Origin of the sequence: uncultured Alteromonas sp. (assembly GCF_963976965.1) — a bacterium.
Lineage (GTDB): Bacteria > Pseudomonadota > Gammaproteobacteria > Enterobacterales > Alteromonadaceae > Alteromonas > Alteromonas naphthalenivorans.
On sequence record NZ_CAXBMP010000001.1, the window covers coordinates 232,135 to 254,226 of the forward strand.

11 protein-coding genes are annotated in these 22,092 nt (G+C 44.7%); 10 read left to right on the forward strand and 1 reads right to left on the reverse strand.

Annotated features, from left to right (window positions below; translation table 11 throughout):
• The 6 genes from sdhA to sucD all read left to right on the forward strand — a co-directional run bounded on the left by sdhA (window position 1) and on the right by sucD (window position 9,179).
• Window positions 1-1,773 (forward strand): succinate dehydrogenase flavoprotein subunit, encoded by a 1,773-nt coding sequence (gene sdhA / locus AAC006_RS01055; RefSeq protein ID WP_013783981.1) that lies wholly within the window; start codon window positions 1-3, stop codon window positions 1,771-1,773.
• A 14-nt stretch (window positions 1,774-1,787) separates the two neighbouring features.
• Complete coding sequence (locus AAC006_RS01060; protein WP_013783982.1) at window positions 1,788-2,498, forward strand: succinate dehydrogenase iron-sulfur subunit; 711 nt, start codon at window positions 1,788-1,790, stop codon at window positions 2,496-2,498.
• A gap of 173 nt (window positions 2,499-2,671) precedes the next feature.
• Window positions 2,672-5,491, forward strand: a complete 2,820-nt coding sequence (locus AAC006_RS01065; RefSeq protein WP_208804799.1) for a 2-oxoglutarate dehydrogenase E1 component — start codon at window positions 2,672-2,674, stop codon at window positions 5,489-5,491.
• 9 nt (window positions 5,492-5,500) lie between these two features.
• Window positions 5,501-6,988 carry a 2-oxoglutarate dehydrogenase complex dihydrolipoyllysine-residue succinyltransferase gene (gene odhB, locus AAC006_RS01070; RefSeq protein WP_013783984.1) on the forward strand — a complete coding sequence of 496 codons (1,488 nt, stop codon included), beginning with the start codon at window positions 5,501-5,503 and terminating at the stop codon, window positions 6,986-6,988.
• Between the two features lie 152 nt (window positions 6,989-7,140).
• Entirely contained in the window at window positions 7,141-8,307 is a 1,167-nt protein-coding gene (gene sucC / locus AAC006_RS01075) for an ADP-forming succinate--CoA ligase subunit beta (protein ID WP_057791629.1), read from the forward strand.
• The gene (gene sucD / locus AAC006_RS01080; protein WP_013783986.1) at window positions 8,307-9,179 is read left to right on the forward strand and encodes a succinate--CoA ligase subunit alpha; all 873 of its coding nucleotides are present in this window, start codon (window positions 8,307-8,309) and stop codon (window positions 9,177-9,179) included. The genes sucC and sucD overlap by 1 nt, the downstream gene beginning before the upstream one ends.
• 224 nt (window positions 9,180-9,403) lie before the next feature.
• On the opposite strand, the gene AAC006_RS01085 is transcribed toward sucD, so the two are convergent.
• Complete coding sequence (locus AAC006_RS01085; RefSeq protein WP_257720343.1) at window positions 9,404-9,532, reverse strand: hypothetical protein; 129 nt, start codon at window positions 9,530-9,532, stop codon at window positions 9,404-9,406.
• A gap of 59 nt (window positions 9,533-9,591) precedes the next feature.
• Between AAC006_RS01085 and AAC006_RS01090 the strand changes: the two genes are divergently transcribed.
• From AAC006_RS01090 to AAC006_RS01105, 4 genes are all read left to right on the forward strand, one after another.
• On the forward strand, window positions 9,592-12,396 hold the full coding sequence (locus AAC006_RS01090; RefSeq protein ID WP_208804797.1) for a TonB-dependent receptor: 2,805 nt from the start codon (window positions 9,592-9,594) through the stop codon (window positions 12,394-12,396).
• Between the two features lie 156 nt (window positions 12,397-12,552).
• Window positions 12,553-14,139, forward strand: a complete 1,587-nt coding sequence (locus AAC006_RS01095) for a tryptophan halogenase family protein (protein ID WP_126872330.1) — start codon at window positions 12,553-12,555, stop codon at window positions 14,137-14,139.
• Window positions 14,140-14,482: 343 nt separating this feature from the next.
• Complete coding sequence (locus tag AAC006_RS01100) at window positions 14,483-17,599, forward strand: TonB-dependent receptor (RefSeq protein WP_126872329.1); 3,117 nt, start codon at window positions 14,483-14,485, stop codon at window positions 17,597-17,599.
• 86 nt (window positions 17,600-17,685) lie between these two features.
• Window positions 17,686-22,056, forward strand: coding sequence for an alpha-1,6-glucosidase domain-containing protein (locus AAC006_RS01105; RefSeq protein ID WP_244360225.1), 4,371 nt, complete (start codon window positions 17,686-17,688; stop codon window positions 22,054-22,056).
• The last annotated feature ends 36 nt before the right edge of the window (window positions 22,057-22,092 follow it).

The window sequence follows — 22,092 nt, forward strand, 5'->3', positions numbered from 1 at the left end:
ATGAGTTTACCCGTTCACGAGTTTGACGCAGTAGTTATTGGCGCTGGCGGCGCTGGTATGCGTGCAGCATTGCAGATTTCAGAATCTGGCAAATCATGTGCACTACTGTCTAAAGTATTTCCTACCCGTTCACATACGGTATCAGCGCAAGGTGGTATTACTGTTGCGCTAGGTAATTCCCATGAAGATAACTGGGAATGGCACATGTACGACACTGTAAAAGGGTCGGACTACATTGGTGACCAAGACGCTATTGAATATATGTGTAAAACCGGCCCAGAAGCCATCATTGAGATGGAGAACATGGGTTTACCTTTCTCACGTTTTGAGAATGGTAAGGTTTACCAACGTCCTTTCGGTGGTCAATCAAGAAATTTTGGTGGCGAGCAAGCAGCTCGTACCGCAGCGGCTGCTGACCGTACCGGTCACGCCTTGCTGCATTTGCTTTATCAGCAAAACGTAAAAAATAAAACAAAGGTCTTTTCTGAGTGGTACGCACTCGACCTAGTTAAAAACCAAGACGGTGACGTTGTTGGTTGTACTGCTATCGATATCGAGACTGGCGAAGTGGTTTACTTCAAGTCTAAAGCAGTCGTATTAGCAACGGGTGGAGCAGGGCGTATCTTCGCTTCTACTACCAATGCACACATTAATACCGGTGACGGTGTTGGTATGGCAATCCGTGCTGGCGTTGCATTACAAGATATGGAAATGTGGCAGTTCCACCCTACGGGTATCGCCGGTGCTGGTACGCTAGTAACGGAAGGTTGTCGTGGTGAAGGTGGTTACCTACTTAATAAAGACGGTGAACGCTTCATGGAACGTTATGCGCCTAACGCGAAAGACCTTGCTGGTCGTGACGTTGTAGCACGTTCAATGATGACTGAAATTCGCGAAGGTCGTGGATTTGATGGCCCTTGGGGACCTCACTGTAAACTTAAACTTGATCACCTTGGTAAAGACGTACTTGAATCGCGTTTACCAGGTATCCTTGAGCTATCTCGTACGTTTGCTCACGTTGATCCAGTGAAAGAACCAATCCCTGTAATACCAACTTGTCACTATATGATGGGTGGTATTCCAACTACCGTTGACGGTCAATGTTTAACTGTTGATGCAGACGGTAACGATAAAGTAGTCAACGGCTTATTCGCTTGTGGTGAAATTGCATGTGTATCTGTACACGGTGCTAACCGCCTTGGCGGTAACTCACTACTTGACCTTGTAGTATTCGGTCGTGCGACTGGTCTACACTTAGGTAAAACCCTTTCTGACGTATCGCCATTCCGCGAAGCATCAGAGTCTGACCTTGAAGTGGCAATGTCTCGCTTCAATCGCTGGGAAAACTCAGAGAAAGGTAAGGGCGAAGATCCGGTTCAAATCAAAAAAGATATGCAAGAATGCATGCAGCTTAACTTCTCAGTATTCCGTGAAGGTGAAGCCATGGCAGACGGCCTTAAGCAACTTGGTGAAATTCGTGAACGTCTTCAGAATGCTCGCCTTGATGATAAGAGTGCCGATTTCAATACTCAGCGTATTGAATGTCTTGAGCTTGATAACCTTATGGAAACCGCGTACAGCACAGCAGTAGCAGCGAACTTCAGAACGGAAAGCCGTGGCGCACACAGCCGCTTCGATTTCCCGGACCGTGACGATGAGAACTGGTTATGCCACAGCGTTTACGATCCGAATACTGAAAAAATGCTTAAACGTGATGTCAATATGGCGCCTAAGCTTCGGGAAGCTTTCCCGCCTAAAGTGCGTTCATATTAAGAGAGGCAACGATCATGCAATTACAATTTTCGATATATCGTTACAACCCTGATGTTGATAACAAGCCACGCATGCAAGACTACACTCTAGAAGTAGAGGAAGGTCGTGACATGATGGTGTTGGATGCACTAATTGCTCTTAAAGAGCAAGATCCAACGTTATCATTCCGCCGCTCGTGCCGTGAAGGTGTGTGTGGTTCAGACGGTGTGAATATGAATGGTAAGAATGGTCTTGCCTGTATTACGCCATTGTCTGCATTGGGTAAAAGTAAAGTTGTTGTTCGTCCACTTCCAGGTTTGCCCGTAGTACGCGACCTTGTGGTTGATATGACACAGTTTTACACCCAATATGAAAAGATTAAGCCATTCTTAATCAACGATGACAAACAGCCTCCTGCAAGAGAACACCTTCAGTCTCCTGAAGAACGTGCTAAGCTTGATGGACTGTATGAATGTATTCTATGTGCATGTTGTTCTACGTCGTGCCCATCGTTCTGGTGGAACCCGGATAAATTTATCGGGCCTGCTGGTTTGCTTCACGCTTATCGTTTCCTTATCGATAGCCGTGATACTGCAACTGATGAACGTTTGAACGATCTAGATGATGCATTTAGCGTATTCCGCTGTCACGGTATTATGAACTGTGTAAGTGTATGTCCGAAAGGATTAAACCCGACAAAGGCAATTGGACACATTAAGTCTATGCTTTTACAACGGGCTGTTTAGTACTATATTCTGGTTACTCCTGAGTGACAGAAAGCAATGCTCTAAATAGCCATCCGGATGTGATGGCTATTTTTTTTTGTATTCATCGGTATAACGCTTGGTTATGTCACGAATAACCTTATAATACAAACCGATGGTTAATAGAATTTACAAAACGTAGCAAGGCAAATTAAATGCAAGAAAGCGTGATGAAAGCGTGGTGGGATTCCTCGCATATGGCAGGTGCCAACGCTGCCTATGTCGAAGAATTGTACGAATCGTATATGGAAGACCCGCAGAGCGTTTCCGATACTTGGCGTCAAATCTTTGATAGCCTCCCCAAGGTCGAAGGCGTTGAACTTGAAACCAACCATACTAGTGTTAAAGATCAGTTTAGGAAGCTAGCTGCTCTAGGCCCGACAGCACGAATGTCGAGCGCACCAGTTGAAGGCACTCCGGTATCGGATGACAGGCAAGTTAAAGTGTTACAGCTTATTAACGCCTTTCGTTTCCGTGGTCACCAGCATGCCAACCTCGATCCGCTAGGATTATGGAAACAAGAGCGTGTTCGTGATTTAGAACTATCTCACCATAACCTTTCTGATAAAGATTTTGACAGTGTGTTCAACGTAGGATCTTTTGCCATTGGTAAAGATTCGATGTCATTAGGTGAATTGTTTAAATCACTTAATAGAACATATTGTGGCTCTATCGGTGCTGAGTACATGCACATTACCGATACAGACCAAAAACGCTGGTTACAGCAAAAAATTGAGTCAGTACAAGCAAAGCCAGAGTTTTCTAAAGAAGAGAAACTTACTCTTCTTAAGGGCTTAACCGCTGCTGACGGCATGGAAAAGTATCTTGGGTCTAAATTCCCAGGTGCCAAGCGCTTCTCACTGGAAGGTGGCGATGCACTAGTTCCAATGCTTAAAAACTTAATCACTAACGCAGGTGCTGCCGGCACTAAAGAAGTGGTTATTGGTATGGCTCACCGCGGTCGATTGAACGTACTTGTTAACGTATTGGGTAAAAACCCATCAGTGTTATTCGATGAATTCGCTGGTAAGCATGATGACTCACTAGGTGCAGGTGATGTTAAATACCACGCCGGTTTCTCATCAGATTTTGCTACGCCAGGTGGCAATGTTCACTTAGCACTTGCGTTTAACCCGTCTCACCTTGAAATTGTGAACCCAGTAGTGATGGGCTCAGTTCGTGCTCGTCTTGAACGTCGTAACGACGATACTAACACCGTACTTCCTATTACCATTCACGGTGACTCAGCGATTGCTGGGCAGGGCGTAGTTCAAGAAACCTTCAATATGTCACAAACTCGCGGTTTCGCCGTGGGCGGAACAGTACGTATTGTGGTGAACAACCAAGTTGGTTTCACAACGTCAAAAACTGAAGATACTCGTTCTACGCAATACTGTACTGATATTGCGAAAATGGTTCAGGCACCTATCTTCCACGTTAACTCTGACGACCCAGAAGCGGTTGCTTTTGTGACTCAGCTCGCCCTTGAATACCGTAATAAATTCAAGCGTGACGTTGTTATCGATTTAGTGTGTTATCGCCGTCATGGACATAACGAAGCTGATGAGCCAAATGCAACTCAGCCGCTTATGTACCAAAAAGTGAAGAAGCATCCTGTACCTCGCGCTATTTATGCCGACCAGCTTATTGCTGAAGGGGTTATTGAGCAGCGTGATGCCGACCGCTATTTAGAAGAATACCGCGCAGCATTAGATCATGGTGCATGTGTAGTTGAAGAATGGCGTCCGATGACAGAGCACAGTGTAGACTGGTCTCCGTACTTAGGTCACGATTGGGATACGCCATATGATGGTGCTATCAGTGTTGAAAAACTTCAAGCACTTGGCGAAGCGTTAACCAGTTTTCCTGATGGTCATAAACTTCAATCTCGTGTAAACAAGTTATATCAAGACCGCAAGGCCATGGTAAGCGGTGAAAAGAAACTTGATTGGGGAATGGCAGAAAATCTAGCCTACGCATCATTGGTTGATGCTGGTGAAGACATTCGTATGACAGGTCAGGATTCTGGCCGTGGTACTTTCTTCCACCGTCACGCGGTATTGCATAATCAAGCTGATGGCTCGACATACATGCCACTGCAAAATATTCGTGAAGGTCAAGGCGAGATCGAAATATACGACTCTGTGCTTTCAGAAGAAGCGGTTATGGCGTTTGAATATGGTTACGCAACGGCAGAACCTGAGTGTTTAACTATTTGGGAAGCCCAGTTTGGTGACTTCGCGAACGGTGCACAGGTTGTATTTGACCAATTCTTGAGTTCAGGTGAAGCGAAGTGGGGCCGTTTATGTGGTCTAACCATGCTGCTTCCACACGGCTACGAAGGTCAAGGTCCTGAGCATAGCTCTGCTCGTCTTGAGCGATTCTTGCAAATGTGTGCTGATCACAACTGGCAAGTATGTGTACCTTCAACACCAGCGCAAGTGTTTAACATGCTTCGCCGTCAAGTGGTTCGCCCTATGCGTAAACCGCTTATCGTTATGTCGCCTAAATCCTTGTTGCGTCACCCGCTTGCAACCTCTTCTCTTGAAGAGTTAGCAGAAGGCAAATTCCACAACGTGATCAGCGAAATTGACGATATTAATCCGAAAGACGTTAAGCGTGTGGTGATGTGTTCAGGCAAGGTTTACTACGATTTGCTTGACCAGCGCCGTAAAAATGAACAAACAGACGTTGCAATCGTAAGATTGGAACAACTTTATCCATTCCCACAAGAAGAATGCGCTAAAGTTGTGGCACAATACAGCCACGTTACAGATTGGGTTTGGTGTCAGGAAGAACCGCAAAACCAAGGAGCTTGGTATTGCAGTCAACACCATTTCTGGCAAGCAATTCCAGATGGCGCCAAATTAACATATGCAGGTCGTGAAGCATCTTCTTCACCTGCTGTAGGTTATGTTTCCGTTCACAATCAGCAACAAAAAGCGCTGGTTGAAGACGCACTCACTATTAAATAAGGAACAATGATGACAATTGAGATAAAAGTTCCGGTCCTACCAGAGTCAGTTGCCGATGCCACCATTGCAACTTGGCACGTAAAGGCCGGCGACGCGGTAAAGCGTGACCAGAACCTGGTTGACATTGAAACTGATAAAGTTGTGCTGGAAGTTGTAGCACCAGCCGACGGAACTATCGGTGAGCTTCTTAATGAAGAGGGTGCAACGGTACTAGGCGAGCAAGTTATTGCTAAATTAGAAGAGGGTGGCGCTGCGCCAGCTAAATCTGAAGCTAAAGCTGAATCTAAAAAGGAAGCAGCACCTGCAGCTAGCGGTAAAACGTCAGAAGTTAAAGTACCTGTATTACCAGAGTCGGTAGCTGATGCAACCATCGCCACATGGCATGTTGCAGTAGGCGAAGTGGTAAGCCGTGACCAAAACTTGGTTGATATTGAAACTGATAAAGTTGTTCTAGAAGTGGTAGCGCCTGCTGATGGCTCACTATCAGAAATTGTTGCCGAAGAAGGCGCAACAGTGACAGCTGAAGAAGTGATTGCTAAATTTGTTGAAGGCGCAACGTCAGGTGCAGCAGCATCTGAGTCGTCTGAAGCTGCATCTGATGATTCAGATGACAGCAGTGATGCACTTAGTCCTTCAGTACGCCGTTTATTGGCAGAAAAAGGCGTAGACGCAGCAAAAGTTAAAGGTACGGGTAAAAATGGCCGTATCACTAAAGAAGACGTAGAAAAACACCTTAAAGGTGGCAGTGCACCAGCGGCTTCAGCGCCATCTGCTGCAGCTGATTTACCTACTGGTAATCGCACAGAAAAACGTGTTCCTATGACACGTCTTCGTAAAACGATTGCAACTCGTTTACTTGAAGCTAAAAACTCTACTGCTATGCTAACTACGTTTAACGAAGTTAACATGAAGCCAATTATGGAACTTCGTAAGCAGTATCAAGAGAGCTTTGAGAAACGTCACGGTATTCGTTTAGGTTTCATGTCTTTCTACGTGAAAGCGGTAACTGAAGCACTTAAACGTTTCCCAGATGTTAATGCATCGATTGACGGTGATGACATTGTTTATCACAACTACTTCGATATCTCTATCGCGGTATCAACACCTCGCGGTCTAGTTACGCCTATCTTAAAAGATACGGATACACTAGGTATGGCTGGTGTTGAGAAAGGAATTAAAGAATTGGCAATTAAAGGCCGTGATGGCAAATTGTCGATGGCAGACCTTCAAGGCGGTAACTTTACTATCACTAACGGTGGTGTGTTTGGTTCATTGATGTCTACGCCTATCATTAACCCGCCACAGAGCGCTATTTTGGGTATGCATAAAATCCAAGATCGTCCAATGGCTGTTAACGGTAAGGTGGAAATTCTGCCAATGATGTACCTAGCCCTGTCTTATGACCATCGTATTGTTGATGGTAAAGAGTCAGTAGGCTTCTTGGTAACAATTAAAGAGATGCTTGAAGATCCAACACGCCTTCTATTAGACGTGTAAGGCTTTCCTCTCTTGTTATTGTGTGCAGCAGCGCTGCTTATTTATATAAGTCGCGTTACTGCCACAACGCTGATATTCGCCCTATAATATCAGTCTAATTAATCAAGTCGCGAAAGCGGCTTTTGTCTTACTAAAAATCGGATAGAAACACCATGAATTTGCATGAATACCAAGGTAAGCAGCTATTCAAAGAATACGGTCTACCTGTTTCTGAAGGATACGCAGCAGACACTCCTGAAAGTGCTGTAGAGGCCGCTAACCGCATTGGCGGTAGTGAGTGGGTAGTAAAATGTCAGGTCCACGCAGGTGGTCGCGGTAAAGCAGGTGGCGTTAAGTTAGTAAAAGATACTGACGCAATTAAAGCTTTCGCAGAAAACTGGCTTGGCAAAAATTTGGTGACTTTCCAGACTGACGAAAATGGTCAGCCTGTGAGCAAAATCCTTGTTGAAACTTGCACAGATATCGCTAACGAATTGTACCTTGGTGCAGTAGTTGACCGCACAACCCGTCGTGTTGTGTTTATGGCTTCTACTGAAGGTGGCGTTGAGATTGAAACTGTTGCTGAAGAAACACCAGAGAAAATTCTTAAAGCTGAAATCGACCCAATTGTTGGTGCTCAGCCTTACCAAGCACGCGAAATGGCGTTTAAACTTGGTCTTTCTGGCGTTCAAATCAAACAATTCACTAAGATTTTCCTTGGCCTAGCTAAGATGTTTGAAGATCTTGATGTTGCATTGATTGAAATTAACCCGCTTGTCATTAAAGAAGATGGTGACCTTCACTGTCTTGACGCTAAGCTAGCAATCGACGGCAACGCGTTATATCGCCAGCCTAAAGTTAAAGCTATGCAAGATCCTACTCAAGAAGATGCACGTGAAGCGCATGCTGCTGAGTTCGAACTTAACTATGTTGCGCTAGACGGTAACGTAGGTTGTATGGTTAACGGTGCCGGCCTAGCAATGGGTACAATGGACATCGTAAACCTACACGGTGGCAAGCCAGCTAACTTCCTTGATGTTGGTGGCGGCGCGACTAAAGAACGTGTTGCAGAAGCATTCAAAATCATCTTATCTGACGACAACGTTAAAGCTGTTTTAGTTAACATCTTCGGCGGTATCGTTCGTTGTGACATGATTGCTGAAGGTATCATTGGCGCCGTTAAAGAAGTTGGCGTTAGTGTTCCTGTTGTTGTACGTCTTGAAGGTACAAACGCAGAGCTTGGCCGTGAAGTTCTAGCGAACTCAGGTCTTGATATCATTGCTGCTGAGTCGCTAACTGATGCAGCAGAGAAAGTTGTTGCTGCTGCGGAGGGCAAATAATGTCTGTATTAATTAACAAAGATACCAAAGTAATCTGTCAAGGTTTCACTGGTGGTCAAGGTACTTTCCACTCTGAGCAAGCTATTGCTTACGGTACGCAAATGGTTGGTGGTGTTACACCAGGCAAAGGCGGCACTGAGCACCTAGGTCTTCCAGTATTCAATACAGTACGTGAAGCGGTAGAAGCAACAGGCGCAACTGCGACTGTTATCTATGTACCTGCTGCATTCTGTAAAGATTCAATCGTTGAAGCTGCTGATGCTGGTATCGAGCTTATCGTTTGTATTACTGAAGGTATTCCTACGCTAGATATGCTTTACGTTAAAGAATACGTAAATGCTAAAGGCGTTCGCATGATTGGTCCTAACTGCCCAGGTGTTATTACTCCTGGAGAGTGTAAGATTGGTATCATGCCTGGTCACATCCATAAGCCTGGTAAAGTAGGTATTGTTTCTCGCTCTGGTACACTTACGTACGAAGCCGTTAAGCAAACTACTGACGAAGGTTTCGGCCAGTCTAGCTGTGTTGGTATCGGTGGAGACCCAATTCCTGGTTCTAACTTCATCGACATCCTACAGTTGTTCCAAGACGATCCTCAAACAGAAGCTATCGTTATGATTGGTGAAATTGGTGGTACAGCAGAAGAAGAAGCTGCTGAATTCATCAAAGCTAACGTCACTAAGCCTGTTGTTTCTTACATTGCGGGTGTTACTGCACCTGAAGGTAAGCGTATGGGTCACGCTGGTGCAATCATTGCTGGCGGTAAAGGTACAGCTGATGAGAAATTTAAAGCACTAGAAGACGCGGGCGTTAAAACAGTTCGCTCTCTTGCTGAAATCGGCAAGGCACTTCGCGAAACTACGGGTTGGTAGTTGGCAAAGTGCACGTAAGTGTTTAAGTGAAGCCCGCTAATTAGCGGGCTTTTTTGTGTCTTTCTATTGGTGTTTTATAAAAAAGTCTAAGCAGAAAAATTCTGCTTTTTAAACTTTCGTCCTCACTGTTTGCGCCCTCGCATAACCCTTCAAAAAATACCTTTATGACGTAACAAAATTACAACATAAAACAAGTTTGGTGGCGAATTTACGTAATTTTGTTGTTAAATTTCAATAATTTCATAACGGTTAATGTTAATGGGGTGTTGAATATTTTCTATGAATACGTATGCAAGCAATTGTGCAAAGCCCGTGTGCTCTATAGGATTGTCAGCGACTGGATACATTGTCATTCGATTGTCATAAAAATAACAAAAAGACAACAAATATAACTGAATGGGACACCTGTTTTATGAAACAATTTAAACCAAATCTCATCAAGGTTGCGCTGATCACTGGTGGCGTAGCTTTTGGTTGTTCGCCTACATTTGCACAAGAAACAAATTCAGAAGCAGCTGATGAAGCTAATGTTGAAGTTATTCAAGTTAGCGGTATACGTGGCAGCTTGCAACGCGCTCAAGCGATTAAAATGGATAGCACCTCCATTGTTGAAGCGTTATCCGCAGAAGACATCGGTAAATTACCAGACACAAGTATTGCAGAATCTATTTCACGTTTGCCTGGCTTAGCTGGTGAGCGTAGAAACGGACGTACAAGTGGTATTTCAGTACGTGGTTTCAACGAAAACTACGTAGGTACATCACTTAACGGCCGTGAATTATTAGGTATGGGCGACAACCGCGGCGTTGAATTCGACCTTTACCCAACTGAGATCATTTCTAGTATCGTTGTTTATAAAACAGCAGAAGCTGGCATGACCACCCAAAATATTGGTGGTTCAATTGACCTTCAAACCATTAGTCCGCTTGCAGCAAAAAGTACATTCGCTATTAATGGCTCGTATGAAAAGAATGCTGAAGATTCTCCTAACCCAGATTTTGACAACAACGGACATCGTATTTCAGTAAACTACGTTGACCAATTTGCTGACGATACTATCGGTCTTGCACTGACTGTTGCTAGCATGGAGTCACCACGTCAAGAACAACATTTCCGTGGTTGGGGCTATGCAGGCGCGAATGCTGATAATGCAGCAGCCGGTGTAGATGTGGCAGAAGGAACTACTATTTTAGGTGGTCACGACTCTTTTGCACGTTCAGCAATGTTAGAGCGTGATTCTATCGCCGCTGTAGTTGAATGGGCGCCTACTGATAAACTAAATGTTCAAGTAGATGCGCTTTATATCGACTTCGTAGAAGATGACGTTCGTCGGGGTCTTGAAGAAGGTGGTGCTGAATGGGGAACTGGCGAATATACCATTACTGGTGTTGAAAACGGTTTAGTAACATCAGGTTACTACGATGGCTTCTATTCAGTTATTCGTAATGATGCTCGTACTCAAGAAGCTGATTTAACGACGGTAGGCGTGAACGCAGAATACATCTTAAATGATAACTGGACCTTAGAGTTCGACTACTCTACCGGTAAAGTTGAAAAAGACATTATCGATGTAGAAAGTTATTCAGGCGTAGGCCGTGCAGGAATTGATGGACGTCCTATTACTGCTCGTAGCTGGGAAATGACGACTACCGGCGCGGTATATTCTGATCACCCAAGCATTGCACCTGTTGACCTTACTGATGAAAGCTTAATTCGTCTTGCAGGTCCACAAGCATGGGGCGCACCTATTATTGGCGCAGACGCACAAGATGGTTTTGTTAACCAACCAAACTATGAAGAAGACCTAGATACTTACCGCTTTGATGCAAAAGGGTACGTTGAATGGGGCGTAGTGACTGGCATGTCTGCGGGCGTTATCTACTCAGATCGTAGCAAAACCAAAGAAAACAACGGTGCATATTTAACTGCCCCTAGCTATCCTGGTGATGCGGCTATTCCAGATGTACTAGGCGTAGTACCTCTAGATTTCATCGGTATAGACGGCATTCTAGCGTATGATTCACTTGGTCTGTTCCAAAGTGGTTATTACACAGCGACTGATGCCAAGCTGGTACAAAACGATCGCTTAGGTGATAGCTATACAGTTGATGAAGAGTTGCTGACTTTCTACACTAAATTTGATTTAGAAATGGAAGTAGGTGATATCTATATTCGCGGTAACGTGGGTGTACAAGTGGTTAATGCTGACCAGCAATCTACGGGTTTCTCAACCACGTCCGATGCTGATGGCATGACAGTAGCGGTACCTGTTTCTGGCGGCGCTGATTACACAGATGTACTTCCAACACTTAACCTTTCAGCAGAAGTTGCCGAAGGTCAGTTTGTACGTTTCGCATTGGGTAAAGTCATTTCAAGACCACGTATGGACGATATGCGTCCAAATACGCAGGCGTCTTTCGCATTTAATGATAACCAAATTACCAGTACCGATCCTGAAAATGGTCCTTGGAGCGGTAGCTCAGGTAACCCTGAACTTAAGCCTCTTGAAGCTAACCAGTTAGATATCGCTTATGAGAATTACTTCTCGGATACGGGTTATGTAGCGGCATCATTCTTCTATAAAGATATTAAAAACTGGCATCGCGATACGAGCGTACTAACGGATTTCTCTGATGTGTACATTCCTGATTTACACCAAGGTTCAGAAGGGCAGACGCCTGCTACTTTCTTAGGTTCAGTCGGCAGTGTACTAGATGGTTTTGAAGGTTATGTGCGCGGTTATGAACTGCAAGGTTCATTACCAGGTGAATTGCTTCATGACTCACTTGAAGGCTTTGGCTTGTTCGCAAGTGCCACCTTCATGGAAGGTGAAGTAGACGCAGCACCAACGCAAACTGAAACCCGAATTCCAGGCTTGTCTGAAGAGTCATACAGTATGACGTTCTTTTACGAAAGCGATGGTTTCGAGTTCCGTGTTGCGGCAACTAAGCGTGATGATTACTTAACGGAAGAACGTGGTACTAGCTTGGCATTGGTAGATGCTACTAAGCAAGGCGGTACCTTGGTTGATGCCCAAATCGGTTACGACTTTAGTGAGTCTGGTATTGAGTCTTTGGAAGGCCTACGTGTTACTTTCCAAGCTCAAAACCTAACTGATGAAGATGATATTCAAGCGTCTCAGGCGGATTCTCGTCAGATTACGCAATATCAATCATACGGTACTAACTACTTGTTAGGCTTTAACTATACCTTCTAATGGTTAAGCGAAAGCAAACAGTAGAATAGATACAAGCCACCTTGTTGTTTCAGCGCTCGAAGATGTATTCAGGCGAGGAAGCAAAAGGTGGTTTTTTATTGTAAAAGTACAAGTAAACCATCTACAGTGTGGTGAAGTAAGTAGTAAGGGCTGAGTATGGCAATAGCAAATAAAACACCAGCGAGTCAACAAGCAACTGATCAACAGACAACAGATCACCATGAAGCTAAGCAAGCGCCGGTAAAACGTGTTGTTGTTGCAGGCGGCGGCACAGCAGGGTGGCTAACCGCGGCGTTGCTCAAAAAAGTCATTGGCGACGCTGTGAATATTACCTTGGTCGAATCTGAGGCTATTGGCACAGTAGGTGTAGGCGAGGCCACCATTCCGCCCATTAGACTCGTCAACCAAGTGCTGGGGATTGACGAGGCTACCTTTCTTCGCGATACCAAGGCCACCATTAAGCTGGCAATTCGCTTTGAAAACTGGAAGCAACAAGGACAACAGTACTACCATACGTTTGGTGCACCAGGCAAAAGCATGGCCTTTTGTCACTTTCATCACTTTTGGCTAAAAGCACGCCAGCAGGGTTTGAAACACGATTTATGGGAGTATGACCTTAACTACTTAGCAGCCGAGGCAGGTAAATTTGCACGTATTAACGCAAAAGACCCGGTTTTAGAGCTCCCTTTTGCTTATCATTTTGACGCTTCATTGTATGCCAAATACCTACGTAAACTCAGCGAGGGACTGGGCGTTAAACGTGTTGAAGGTAAAATCAGCTACGTATCAAGACACAAACACAGTGGGAATGTAAAAGCATTACATCTCGAAAATGGCCATGCCATTGAAGGGGACTTGTTTATTGACTGTACAGGTTTTCGAGGGCTGTTAATTAATGAAACATTGGGGGCAGGCTATGATGACTGGTCTCATTTATTGCCTTGTGACTCCGCCATTGCTGTACCTTCTGAACGCCATGAAAATACCGCACCCTTCACCCGTTCTATCGCGCACAGTGCTGGCTGGCAATGGCGAATTCCTTTACAACATCGTAATGGTAATGGTCACGTTTATAGTTCACGTTATATTAGTGATAGCCAAGCTCACGACACCTTGATGGCTAACCTTGACACCAAACCACTGGGCGATCCTAAACTCATTAAATTTACTACTGGCCGTCGTAGACAACAATGGTGTAAAAATGTGGTCGCGGTAGGGCTATCTTCTGGATTCTTAGAGCCTTTAGAGTCTACCAGTATTCACCTTATTCAATCAGCTATCGTGAGGCTAATTAAGCTTTTCCCGCATCAAGGTATCTCAGATAGTGCGGTTGAAGAATACAACGCACAATCAAAAGTAGAATTTGAACAAATACGAGATTTTCTAGTATTACATTATTGTTTAAATGAACGTGAAGACAGTGATTTTTGGCGAGATATGCGCCATTTAACCTTGCCAGATTCGTTGACTCACAAAATGGCGCTGTTCAAACAAAATGGCAATTTGGTGCGTGAGCAAAATGACCTGTTCTTAGAAAGCTCTTGGCTGCAAGTTATGTATGGACAAGGGCTAGTACCAGAAGATTATCATGGGTTAGCAAATAGCCTTTCAGATGAGAAAACGCAAGCCATGCTATCGTCGTTGTATAACATTAAGCGTGAACCAATAGCATCGCTACCCACTCATGACGCATACATTCAATCAATGATCGATAGTGCAAATAAAACGTCTGTAAGCTTTTAATCTAATTGGCCTGTGTGCTGTGATGCAAGTTACTGCGTCTTGCTGTAAATCACGATAAATCGCGCCTCGTCACTTAACATTCTTAAGCCGTCAAGTACTCAAGTCCTCCCTTAAGTTACCCTTGAGGGGGCTTTTCTCTATTTAATTTCAATATCTTACTTATCCCGTTTAAGTTAGCCCTTGCTAATATTTAATGCATTGTAAATTTAATGTAAATGAATACGTATGCATAGTGTTGCTCTCTTTTTATACAACCCGATACTATTTGTGGCAGAACCATAAGTGACGTGTTTGGGTGTGGTATTCCCGAACCGTTGATAAAAAAACAAGGAACGGGGCACCAATGAGAACATTCAAACTTAAGCCCATCATGGTGGCGTTGGTCAGCAGCGGGTTGGCATTTACTTTGCCAACATACGCTCAACAAACGCAAGAAGACACCATTGATGAAGTCAGTGAATCTGCCATAAATAGTAACAATCAATCGAGTAGCCAATTATCAGGTGAAGATATACCGGTCGACGATATATCCGAGGAAACGCTCGAACGCATAGAGGTGAGGGGGTTTAGTACTAGCCTCATACAATCACTCAACCAAAAGCGTTTTTCTGACACGGTGTCAGAACAAATTTCTGCTGATGATTTGGGCGGTTTGCCTGATGTATCTATGGCAGATGCGCTTACCCGATTGCCAGGTATATCTGCAGTTCGTACAGGGGGCCAAGCGGCCGAGATTAACATTCGTGGTTTAGCGGGTGACTTTGTGTTCTCTACATTAAATGGACGTGAGCAAGTGTCTACCAGTGGAAGCAGAGCCATTGAGTTCGACCAGTACCCCTCAGAGTTAATCACCGAAGCGAGTGTATATAAATCGCCTAAAGCATCACTCATTGAAGGGGGGATCGCTGGAACGGTAGAACTCAAGACAGCAAGCCCGTTAGTCATGGAGGAGCAGCATAAGTTCAGTGCCAATATGCGTGGCATGTATAACGACCGAGCCAGTGAGATATCGGATGCGAGTGAATTTGGTCATCGATTGAGCTTTTCCTATCAAGGAAAGTTTATGGACGACACCGTCGGTTTATCCCTAGGTTATGCACGCTTATTCCAACCCAGTGTTTCTACTCAGTTTGTGGGTTTAGCGTATAACGGGGCTGTTGATGTAGATGGTATTGAAGGTGATAACGACAGAGCTGGCACCGACTGCCCAGAATGTGAGCTTATTTCTGAAGGCTTTGAGATTCAACATAAAGGTGGCGAGCAAACTCGCGACGGTTACGTTGCAGCCATAGAGTGGGCACCATTAGAAAATTTCACCTTAAAAGCCGATGCGTTTATCTCTAAGTTCGATTCAGAAGAATTTGCCCGTGGGTATCGAGTCAAGCTAGGGGGGATAACGGCAGGCATCACGAACCCTGTTATTGTAAACAATAGTGTGATTGGTGGCACTTTCTCACGAACAGACAGTAGCTTTACTCGAGTTGAGTTAGTTAACGACGACAACCAAGATTTCGATAGCGTTGAAAACGTTGGTATTAACGCAGATTGGGAAATTAGTGCTGACTTATCGGTGCAATTTGATGTGTCTCGTTCCACCGCGAAAAGTGATTTCCGTAATGGCTTGTTGTGGTCTTTAGTCAGTGAAGATGCTAACGCTGTCAGCCCAGTGTTTGATGAGAACGTTCAAATCTCGTATTTGTTGAATGGCAACAACCTTCCTGATTTAGCCTTTAATCAAGCAGATGCATTTTCCGATATCGATAGGGTGATGGTCAGTAAATACGGCATTTATCCATTTGTTAACAAAGACGAGCTTGATGCTTATAAGGTAGATTTTCAATATTTTGTCGATATGCCCATCGTGACTGGATTGGAGTTTGGCTATCGCTATTCCGATAGAGAGTACAGTAACGATCGTTCGGTATTTGAATACGGAAACGACAGTGCGTTTTCTGCAAGTGAGCCACCGCTGCGTTTAACGGATGATATGGTAGAGCAAGTTGATTGGGCTGGCGATTTTAGCTATTTCCCAAGCTATTTGTCGGTAGATTTAAACAGTGCGCTTAATGCATGGTTTCCAAGTGGCTATCCTCAACCAGTACAAACCTGGGGAGCAGGGGCCGCTGGCGTGATTAATGGCCCAGGTACAGGGCCATCTACCTCTTGGACTATGCAGGAAAGTGGGCAGGTATTTGAAACCGTAAACTCTGCTTATTTGATGGCAGGACTCAATACTGAGATTGCGGGTATGCCTGTAACCGGAAATGTGGGTGTTCGTTACGTAAAAACAAAACAAAGCTCTACCACTTACCAGCGTGCCACATCGTTAATTACCGATCCAGAAACCGGTGTCACAGTTGAAGTCAGCGATCCCACCGCTGGCGCGCAAAACATTACCGACGATGCCGGCCTTATTAACAACTTTTATCGCTTCACAACGCTTACTCATGAATACGATGATGTGTTGCCGTCTATCAACCTAAATTTTGCGCTGACAGATAATACGCAACTAAGAGTAGCCGCAGCAAAAGTGATGGGCCGTGCGCCTATTAATAGATTTGCGGCAAATGCTTCTACCACCGTTGAAACGGTAACCGCTGTACAGGATAGAGACTCCGGGGAAGTGACCTTGTCGCAACCTACCGCCAAGGTAAACGGTAACGCAACAAATAGCCCTTACCTAGAACCTTTTTATGCCACTCAATACGATATTTCATGGGAATACTATTTTGAGGATACCGAAGGGGCGTTAATACTGGCGGCATTTTACAAAGACATAGAATCTTTTATTGAAGAAATTAACATAGAACCTTATGACTTTAGTGGCAACGGCATTGTGGTTCCAGCGTCGGTTCAGGTTCCTGTGTATCTTGAACCTGAATTTGTAGGGCAAGAGGCTGAGTTGTCACGGGATGCTGATGGCAACCCTATTTTTGTTACCGTGCCTACAGAAAATGGCAGCTATAGCACGGCGGTGAATAACGCTGAAGGTGGCTATATTCGGGGTGTTGAAATTGCCTACACTGAAATTTATAGCATGTTGCCAAGTTTCTGGTCTGGTTTAGGGGTAACCGCGAGTTACTCATACACGGAAAGTGAAATTCAACGTACGCTGAGTAGTTCGGTGTATTCGGATAGCTTGCCTGGCTTATCTGAAAATGTGGCCACGGTAACGCTATTTTGGGAATACGATGGGTTTGAAACCCGCTTATCTGGGCGTTATCGCGATTTCTTTGTGTCTGAGCAAGTAGCTGTAAACGATCAAACCGTAAATTTTGATTCTGAACTGGTTGTCGATTACCAAGCGTCCTATGAAATTAACGACAATTGGAGCGTATTGTTTCAAGTTAACAACGTTACTGACGAACCTACCAAAAGCTATTTCACCTCTTCTGAACAAACCGGCACCATTCAGTTTTTCGGAACGCAGTATTACTTGGGGATGACATATCAATTATGAGCATTTTACCTATCTGCCAGAAACTGAAACCAAAGGCTATCGCTGCCAATACTGCGTTTATGAAAAAGAAAAATTTGGAGTTATCCATGTTAACAAAACCCTTATCAGCGCCAATGTCAACGCCAATGCTGAAGGCCTGGCGCATTGCGGCGCTTATCCTAACGGCGCTCTTTATAGTAGGTTGTGGGGGCTCAGGTGTTGAGTCTGGCTCGAACAATTTACTGACTTGTAATGTACCAAACGTACCTAATGCAGACGGCACAGCGTGCGTAGCACCACCGCCTATTCAATGTGATGCACCCACGGTGCCTAATGAAACTAATGATGCGTGTGTAGTTGGCGCCGATCCGAGTTTGCCTCTACCGGTATTTTTCCCTGCCGATAATCAAGCAGTTTTATACTACAACCGCGCGGCAGTTGATGCTGATAATTCCACAAACGACCCCGCGTACGAGGGCTGGCGTTTGCATACATGGAACAATGATGAATGCGACGCTTATGCCGATGCAGATACTGACTGGGCCAATGGACGTCAACATACGGGTATCGACCCTAATTATGGTGCGTATTGGATATTAGATTTAAAAGACAATTTTGATAACTGCCACAATTTTATCATTCACTTAGGCACTGACGATGCCGGTAAAGAGCTGGGCGGTTCAGACTTTCAAGCTTCGCTAGTTCAAGATGACGAAACGTACGTGCGTATGAACTTTACGTTGTCAGGGGAGCCCACGTTGTTTGAATACCCCATTATGTCTCTTGGGCCACAGCCTGTAGATATAGAAGGTTTTAGTGCACATTGGTTAGATGCTAATACGATATTGTGGGATGTGGCTGATACCGTATCTACCGTGAAGCTTCACTATTCGGCGAATGCTGACTTAGAGAGTTCACTGGAAGATGGTATCAACGGCACCTCAATAACGTTAATGCCTGCCACGTTAGATGAAAACCAAACAGCTGAAGCAGAAAACTTGGCGGCACTTCAGGCTTGGGAAGGAGACTGGAGCCTAGAGGATGCTAAGACTGTCTTAACCACTCAAGCGGTAGTGGGTGGGTATGACAGTGACGGGGTGCTAATAGCAGCAACAGGCTTACAAAACGCAAAGGTTATTGATGCTATCTTCACCGCAGGTGATGAAGATGCAAACGAAGCAAGTTTAGGTGCCGTGTATTCTGACACGGGTATTGCTGTATCGGTATGGGCCCCCACAGCGCAAAATGTAGATTTACTAACTTACAATGACAATAAAACCCTGACGAGTCGCTATACGATGACCCACGACACTAATACAGGTATCTGGCAATTTGAAGGCGATATGTCGTTAGATAGACAACTTTATCGCTATGAAGTCACGGTTTTTCATCCGCAAACGGGGGCGGTAGAAGTACTTGAAGTTACTGACCCTTATTCGGTAAGCCTTAGCACCAATGGCCGCTTCTCTCGCTTTGTAAACTTATCAGATGACGATTTAAAACCAGAAGGGTGGGATACTCAGAATATTCCTACGTTAGAAAACCCTGAAGATGCGATTATTTATGAGGGCCATGTTCGTGATTTCAGTATTCGCGATATGTCTACAAGCGAAGCAAATCGTGGTAAGTACTTAGCCTTTACCGAGCAAAACACGGCGCCTGTTTTACATCTACAAAAATTGGTTGAGGCAGGCTTAACCTACTTCCATGTGCTGCCCGCGAACGATATTGCCACCATTGATGAAGACCCGACTAAGACTATTGGTTTATTCGACACGGTTGCAGACTTATGTCGCCTTAACGCGGAAGCCGTGGTTTGTGAAGAAGAGAACAGTGCCACATTACTTATTGATGTATATAACAGCTACGACCCTCTCGCTGAAGCAGCGAAAGCACAGCAGCTCACAAGTGACATGCGTGCTATTGATGGTTTCAACTGGGGTTACGATCCACATCATTTCAACGCACCAGAAGGTAGCTATGCATCAAATGCAGAAGGTGTAGAACGAATTGTCGAAATGCGGGCAATGATTCAAGCTCTTCATGAAATGGGGCTTCGTGTTGCGTTAGATGTGGTATACAACCATACCAATGCTTCTGGCGTTTTTGCGAAATCTGTACTGGATAAGGTTGTACCTGGCTATTTCCATCGCTATGAAATCGACACCGGCGATATTGTTCGCGAAACCTGCTGTGATGATACGGAACCGCGTAACGTAATGATGGAAAAATTAATGCTGGATTCACTACTTATGTGGACCGAGCATTACAAATACGATGCCTTTCGTTTTGACATCATGAGCCAGGCCTCTAAAGAGACGATGTTGCAATTGCGCAACAGCGTGCAAGCATTAGATGAAGATAATTACTTCTACGGTGAGGGCTGGACACGCATCGACAGAGGTTACGAACAAGCGAACCAGCTGAATATGGCCGGTACGCAAATAGGCACGTACAACGATAGAATTCGTGAAGCTATTCGCCAAGGTAATATCTTTTCACCTGAGTCTGACGCGCTGTTAAGCGACCAAGACAAAGTGAAAATGAGCATGATAGGCACACTGCAAGACTATGTGCTTGAAACCTCGGCAGGCGTAGCTAGCAATACCAGTAACCTAGGTGGTTACGCATTAGACCCAGCCGACATTATTAATTATGTATCTAAACATGATAATGAAACCTTATGGGATCAGCTGAACTATACATTACCAATGGACATTTCGTTGAGTGAGCGCGTACGTGCACAAAACGTAGCTATCGGTATTCCGCTTGTGTCGCAAGGTATTCCATTCTTACAGATGGGCGGTGATTTACTGCGATCTAAGTCTATGGACAGAAACACCTATGACGCAGGCGATTGGTTCAATTTCGTTGATTTTACCTATGAAACCAATAACTGGAACGTGGGTTTACCGTTAGCTGAAGACAATGAAGTTCGTTGGGAAGAAATGGGTGAGTTTATTTATAGCCCAGAACGTGATGCATCTATGGCCGACATCATATTTGCGTCAGATGCATTTAACGAGTTGCTGGCCATTCGTACGGAAAGTCCGTTATTTCGTTTAACCACCGCTGACGACATCATCGACCGTATCGGCTTTCATAATATTGGTTCAAACCAGCAAAAAGGTTTGATAGCCATGAGCATTGATGACGGTGTTGCTTCTGACGCTGACACTGACGGAGAAGCCCGCGCCGATCTTGATATGCAAAATGATGCCATTGTTGTGCTAGTAAATACGGGGTACGAAACGAAATCCATTAGTATTAATACCGCAACCGGGTTTTCATTACATGCACTGCAAATGAACTCAAGTGATGAAGCGGTTCGAGGGGCAACGTTTAACGAAGCAGAAGACGGGAATGGTATTTTCACCGTTCCAGCACTGACTATTGCTGTATTTGTGAAGCCGCAATCAGGGGTACAAGGTTATGGGTTATCGGCCTACGCAACTTCTGGTGCGCCGGATGTTGTGCCTTATGGCGATACTACGCCTTACCTTCGCGGTGATATGAATGGTTGGACAACTGATAACCCATTCATCTACAAAGGTGATGGTGTATATGAAGTGGCCGTTACCCTAGAAGGTTCAACCACTTACGGCTTTAAATTTGCTTCAGAGGATTGGGAAACGGTTAACTTTGGTGCTGCAGAAGGTGATGATGCTGCGCTTGTGGAAACTGAGCCTAAAGTGTTGGCTAGGACCAACAATAACTTAGCATTCACGCCGGCAATAAGCGCTACTTATCTGTTTACCATTGATGCCTCGGATGCAGAGTCTCCAGTACTCAGTATTGTAAACGAGGAGCCCTATGTTGGAACGCCAGTGTATATTCGAGGTGCACTGAACGATTGGGGCACTAACGACGAACTTGAGTATCAAGGGGGGCGTATCTATAAAGTGACAATGGATATAGAACCAGGTAGTTATGAATTCAAAGTCGCTTCTGAAGATTGGGATACGGTTAACTTTGGCGCATTAAGTGCTGATGATGCAGATAGAAATGTGAACGTTGGCCAAACAACGGCCTTAGCAAGAACAAACGATAACCTGCTTCTGACCATTGAAGAAGCTGACCGCTATGTATTTGTTTTTGATGTGAATGACGAAAACAATTCAACCATAGGTGTTTACAAAGAAGCCTATTTTGGTGACACTGAAGTGTACGTTCGTGGCGGGATGAATGGGTGGGGAACCACTGACCTATTTACCTATCAGGGTGAAGGCGAATATACGGTAGACATTGAGCTCAGCATAGGAAGTGCAGAATTCAAAGTGGCATCAGAAGATTGGAATACCGTTAACCTGGGTAACCCAAATGATGCGGTATCTAACCTTGTGACCCCTGATCAACCAAAAGTGTTGGCATTTAGCAACAATAATCTTGTTATTGAAGTATCTGAAGCGGGGCTATACGAATTTAAAGTATCTGGCCCCAATGGTCAGTCTCCTACGCTTACTGTTAGCCCTAAATAACCGTTAGCGTTAAATGAGAAACTAAGGCCGTGGATT

Coding starts and splice junctions, on each gene's coding strand:
- sdhA (WP_013783981.1), top strand. CDS start 1: ATGAGTTTACCCGTTCACGAGTTTGACGCAGTAGTTATTGGCGCTGGC.
- AAC006_RS01060 (WP_013783982.1), top strand. CDS start 1,788: ATGCAATTACAATTTTCGATATATCGTTACAACCCTGATGTTGATAAC.
- AAC006_RS01065 (WP_208804799.1), top strand. CDS start 2,672: ATGCAAGAAAGCGTGATGAAAGCGTGGTGGGATTCCTCGCATATGGCA.
- odhB (WP_013783984.1), top strand. CDS start 5,501: ATGACAATTGAGATAAAAGTTCCGGTCCTACCAGAGTCAGTTGCCGAT.
- sucC (WP_057791629.1), top strand. CDS start 7,141: ATGAATTTGCATGAATACCAAGGTAAGCAGCTATTCAAAGAATACGGT.
- sucD (WP_013783986.1), top strand. CDS start 8,307: ATGTCTGTATTAATTAACAAAGATACCAAAGTAATCTGTCAAGGTTTC.
- AAC006_RS01085 (WP_257720343.1), bottom strand. CDS start 9,532: ATGACAATGTATCCAGTCGCTGACAATCCTATAGAGCACACGGGCTTT.
- AAC006_RS01090 (WP_208804797.1), top strand. CDS start 9,592: ATGAAACAATTTAAACCAAATCTCATCAAGGTTGCGCTGATCACTGGT.
- AAC006_RS01095 (WP_126872330.1), top strand. CDS start 12,553: ATGGCAATAGCAAATAAAACACCAGCGAGTCAACAAGCAACTGATCAA.
- AAC006_RS01100 (WP_126872329.1), top strand. CDS start 14,483: ATGAGAACATTCAAACTTAAGCCCATCATGGTGGCGTTGGTCAGCAGC.
- AAC006_RS01105 (WP_244360225.1), top strand. CDS start 17,686: ATGTTAACAAAACCCTTATCAGCGCCAATGTCAACGCCAATGCTGAAG.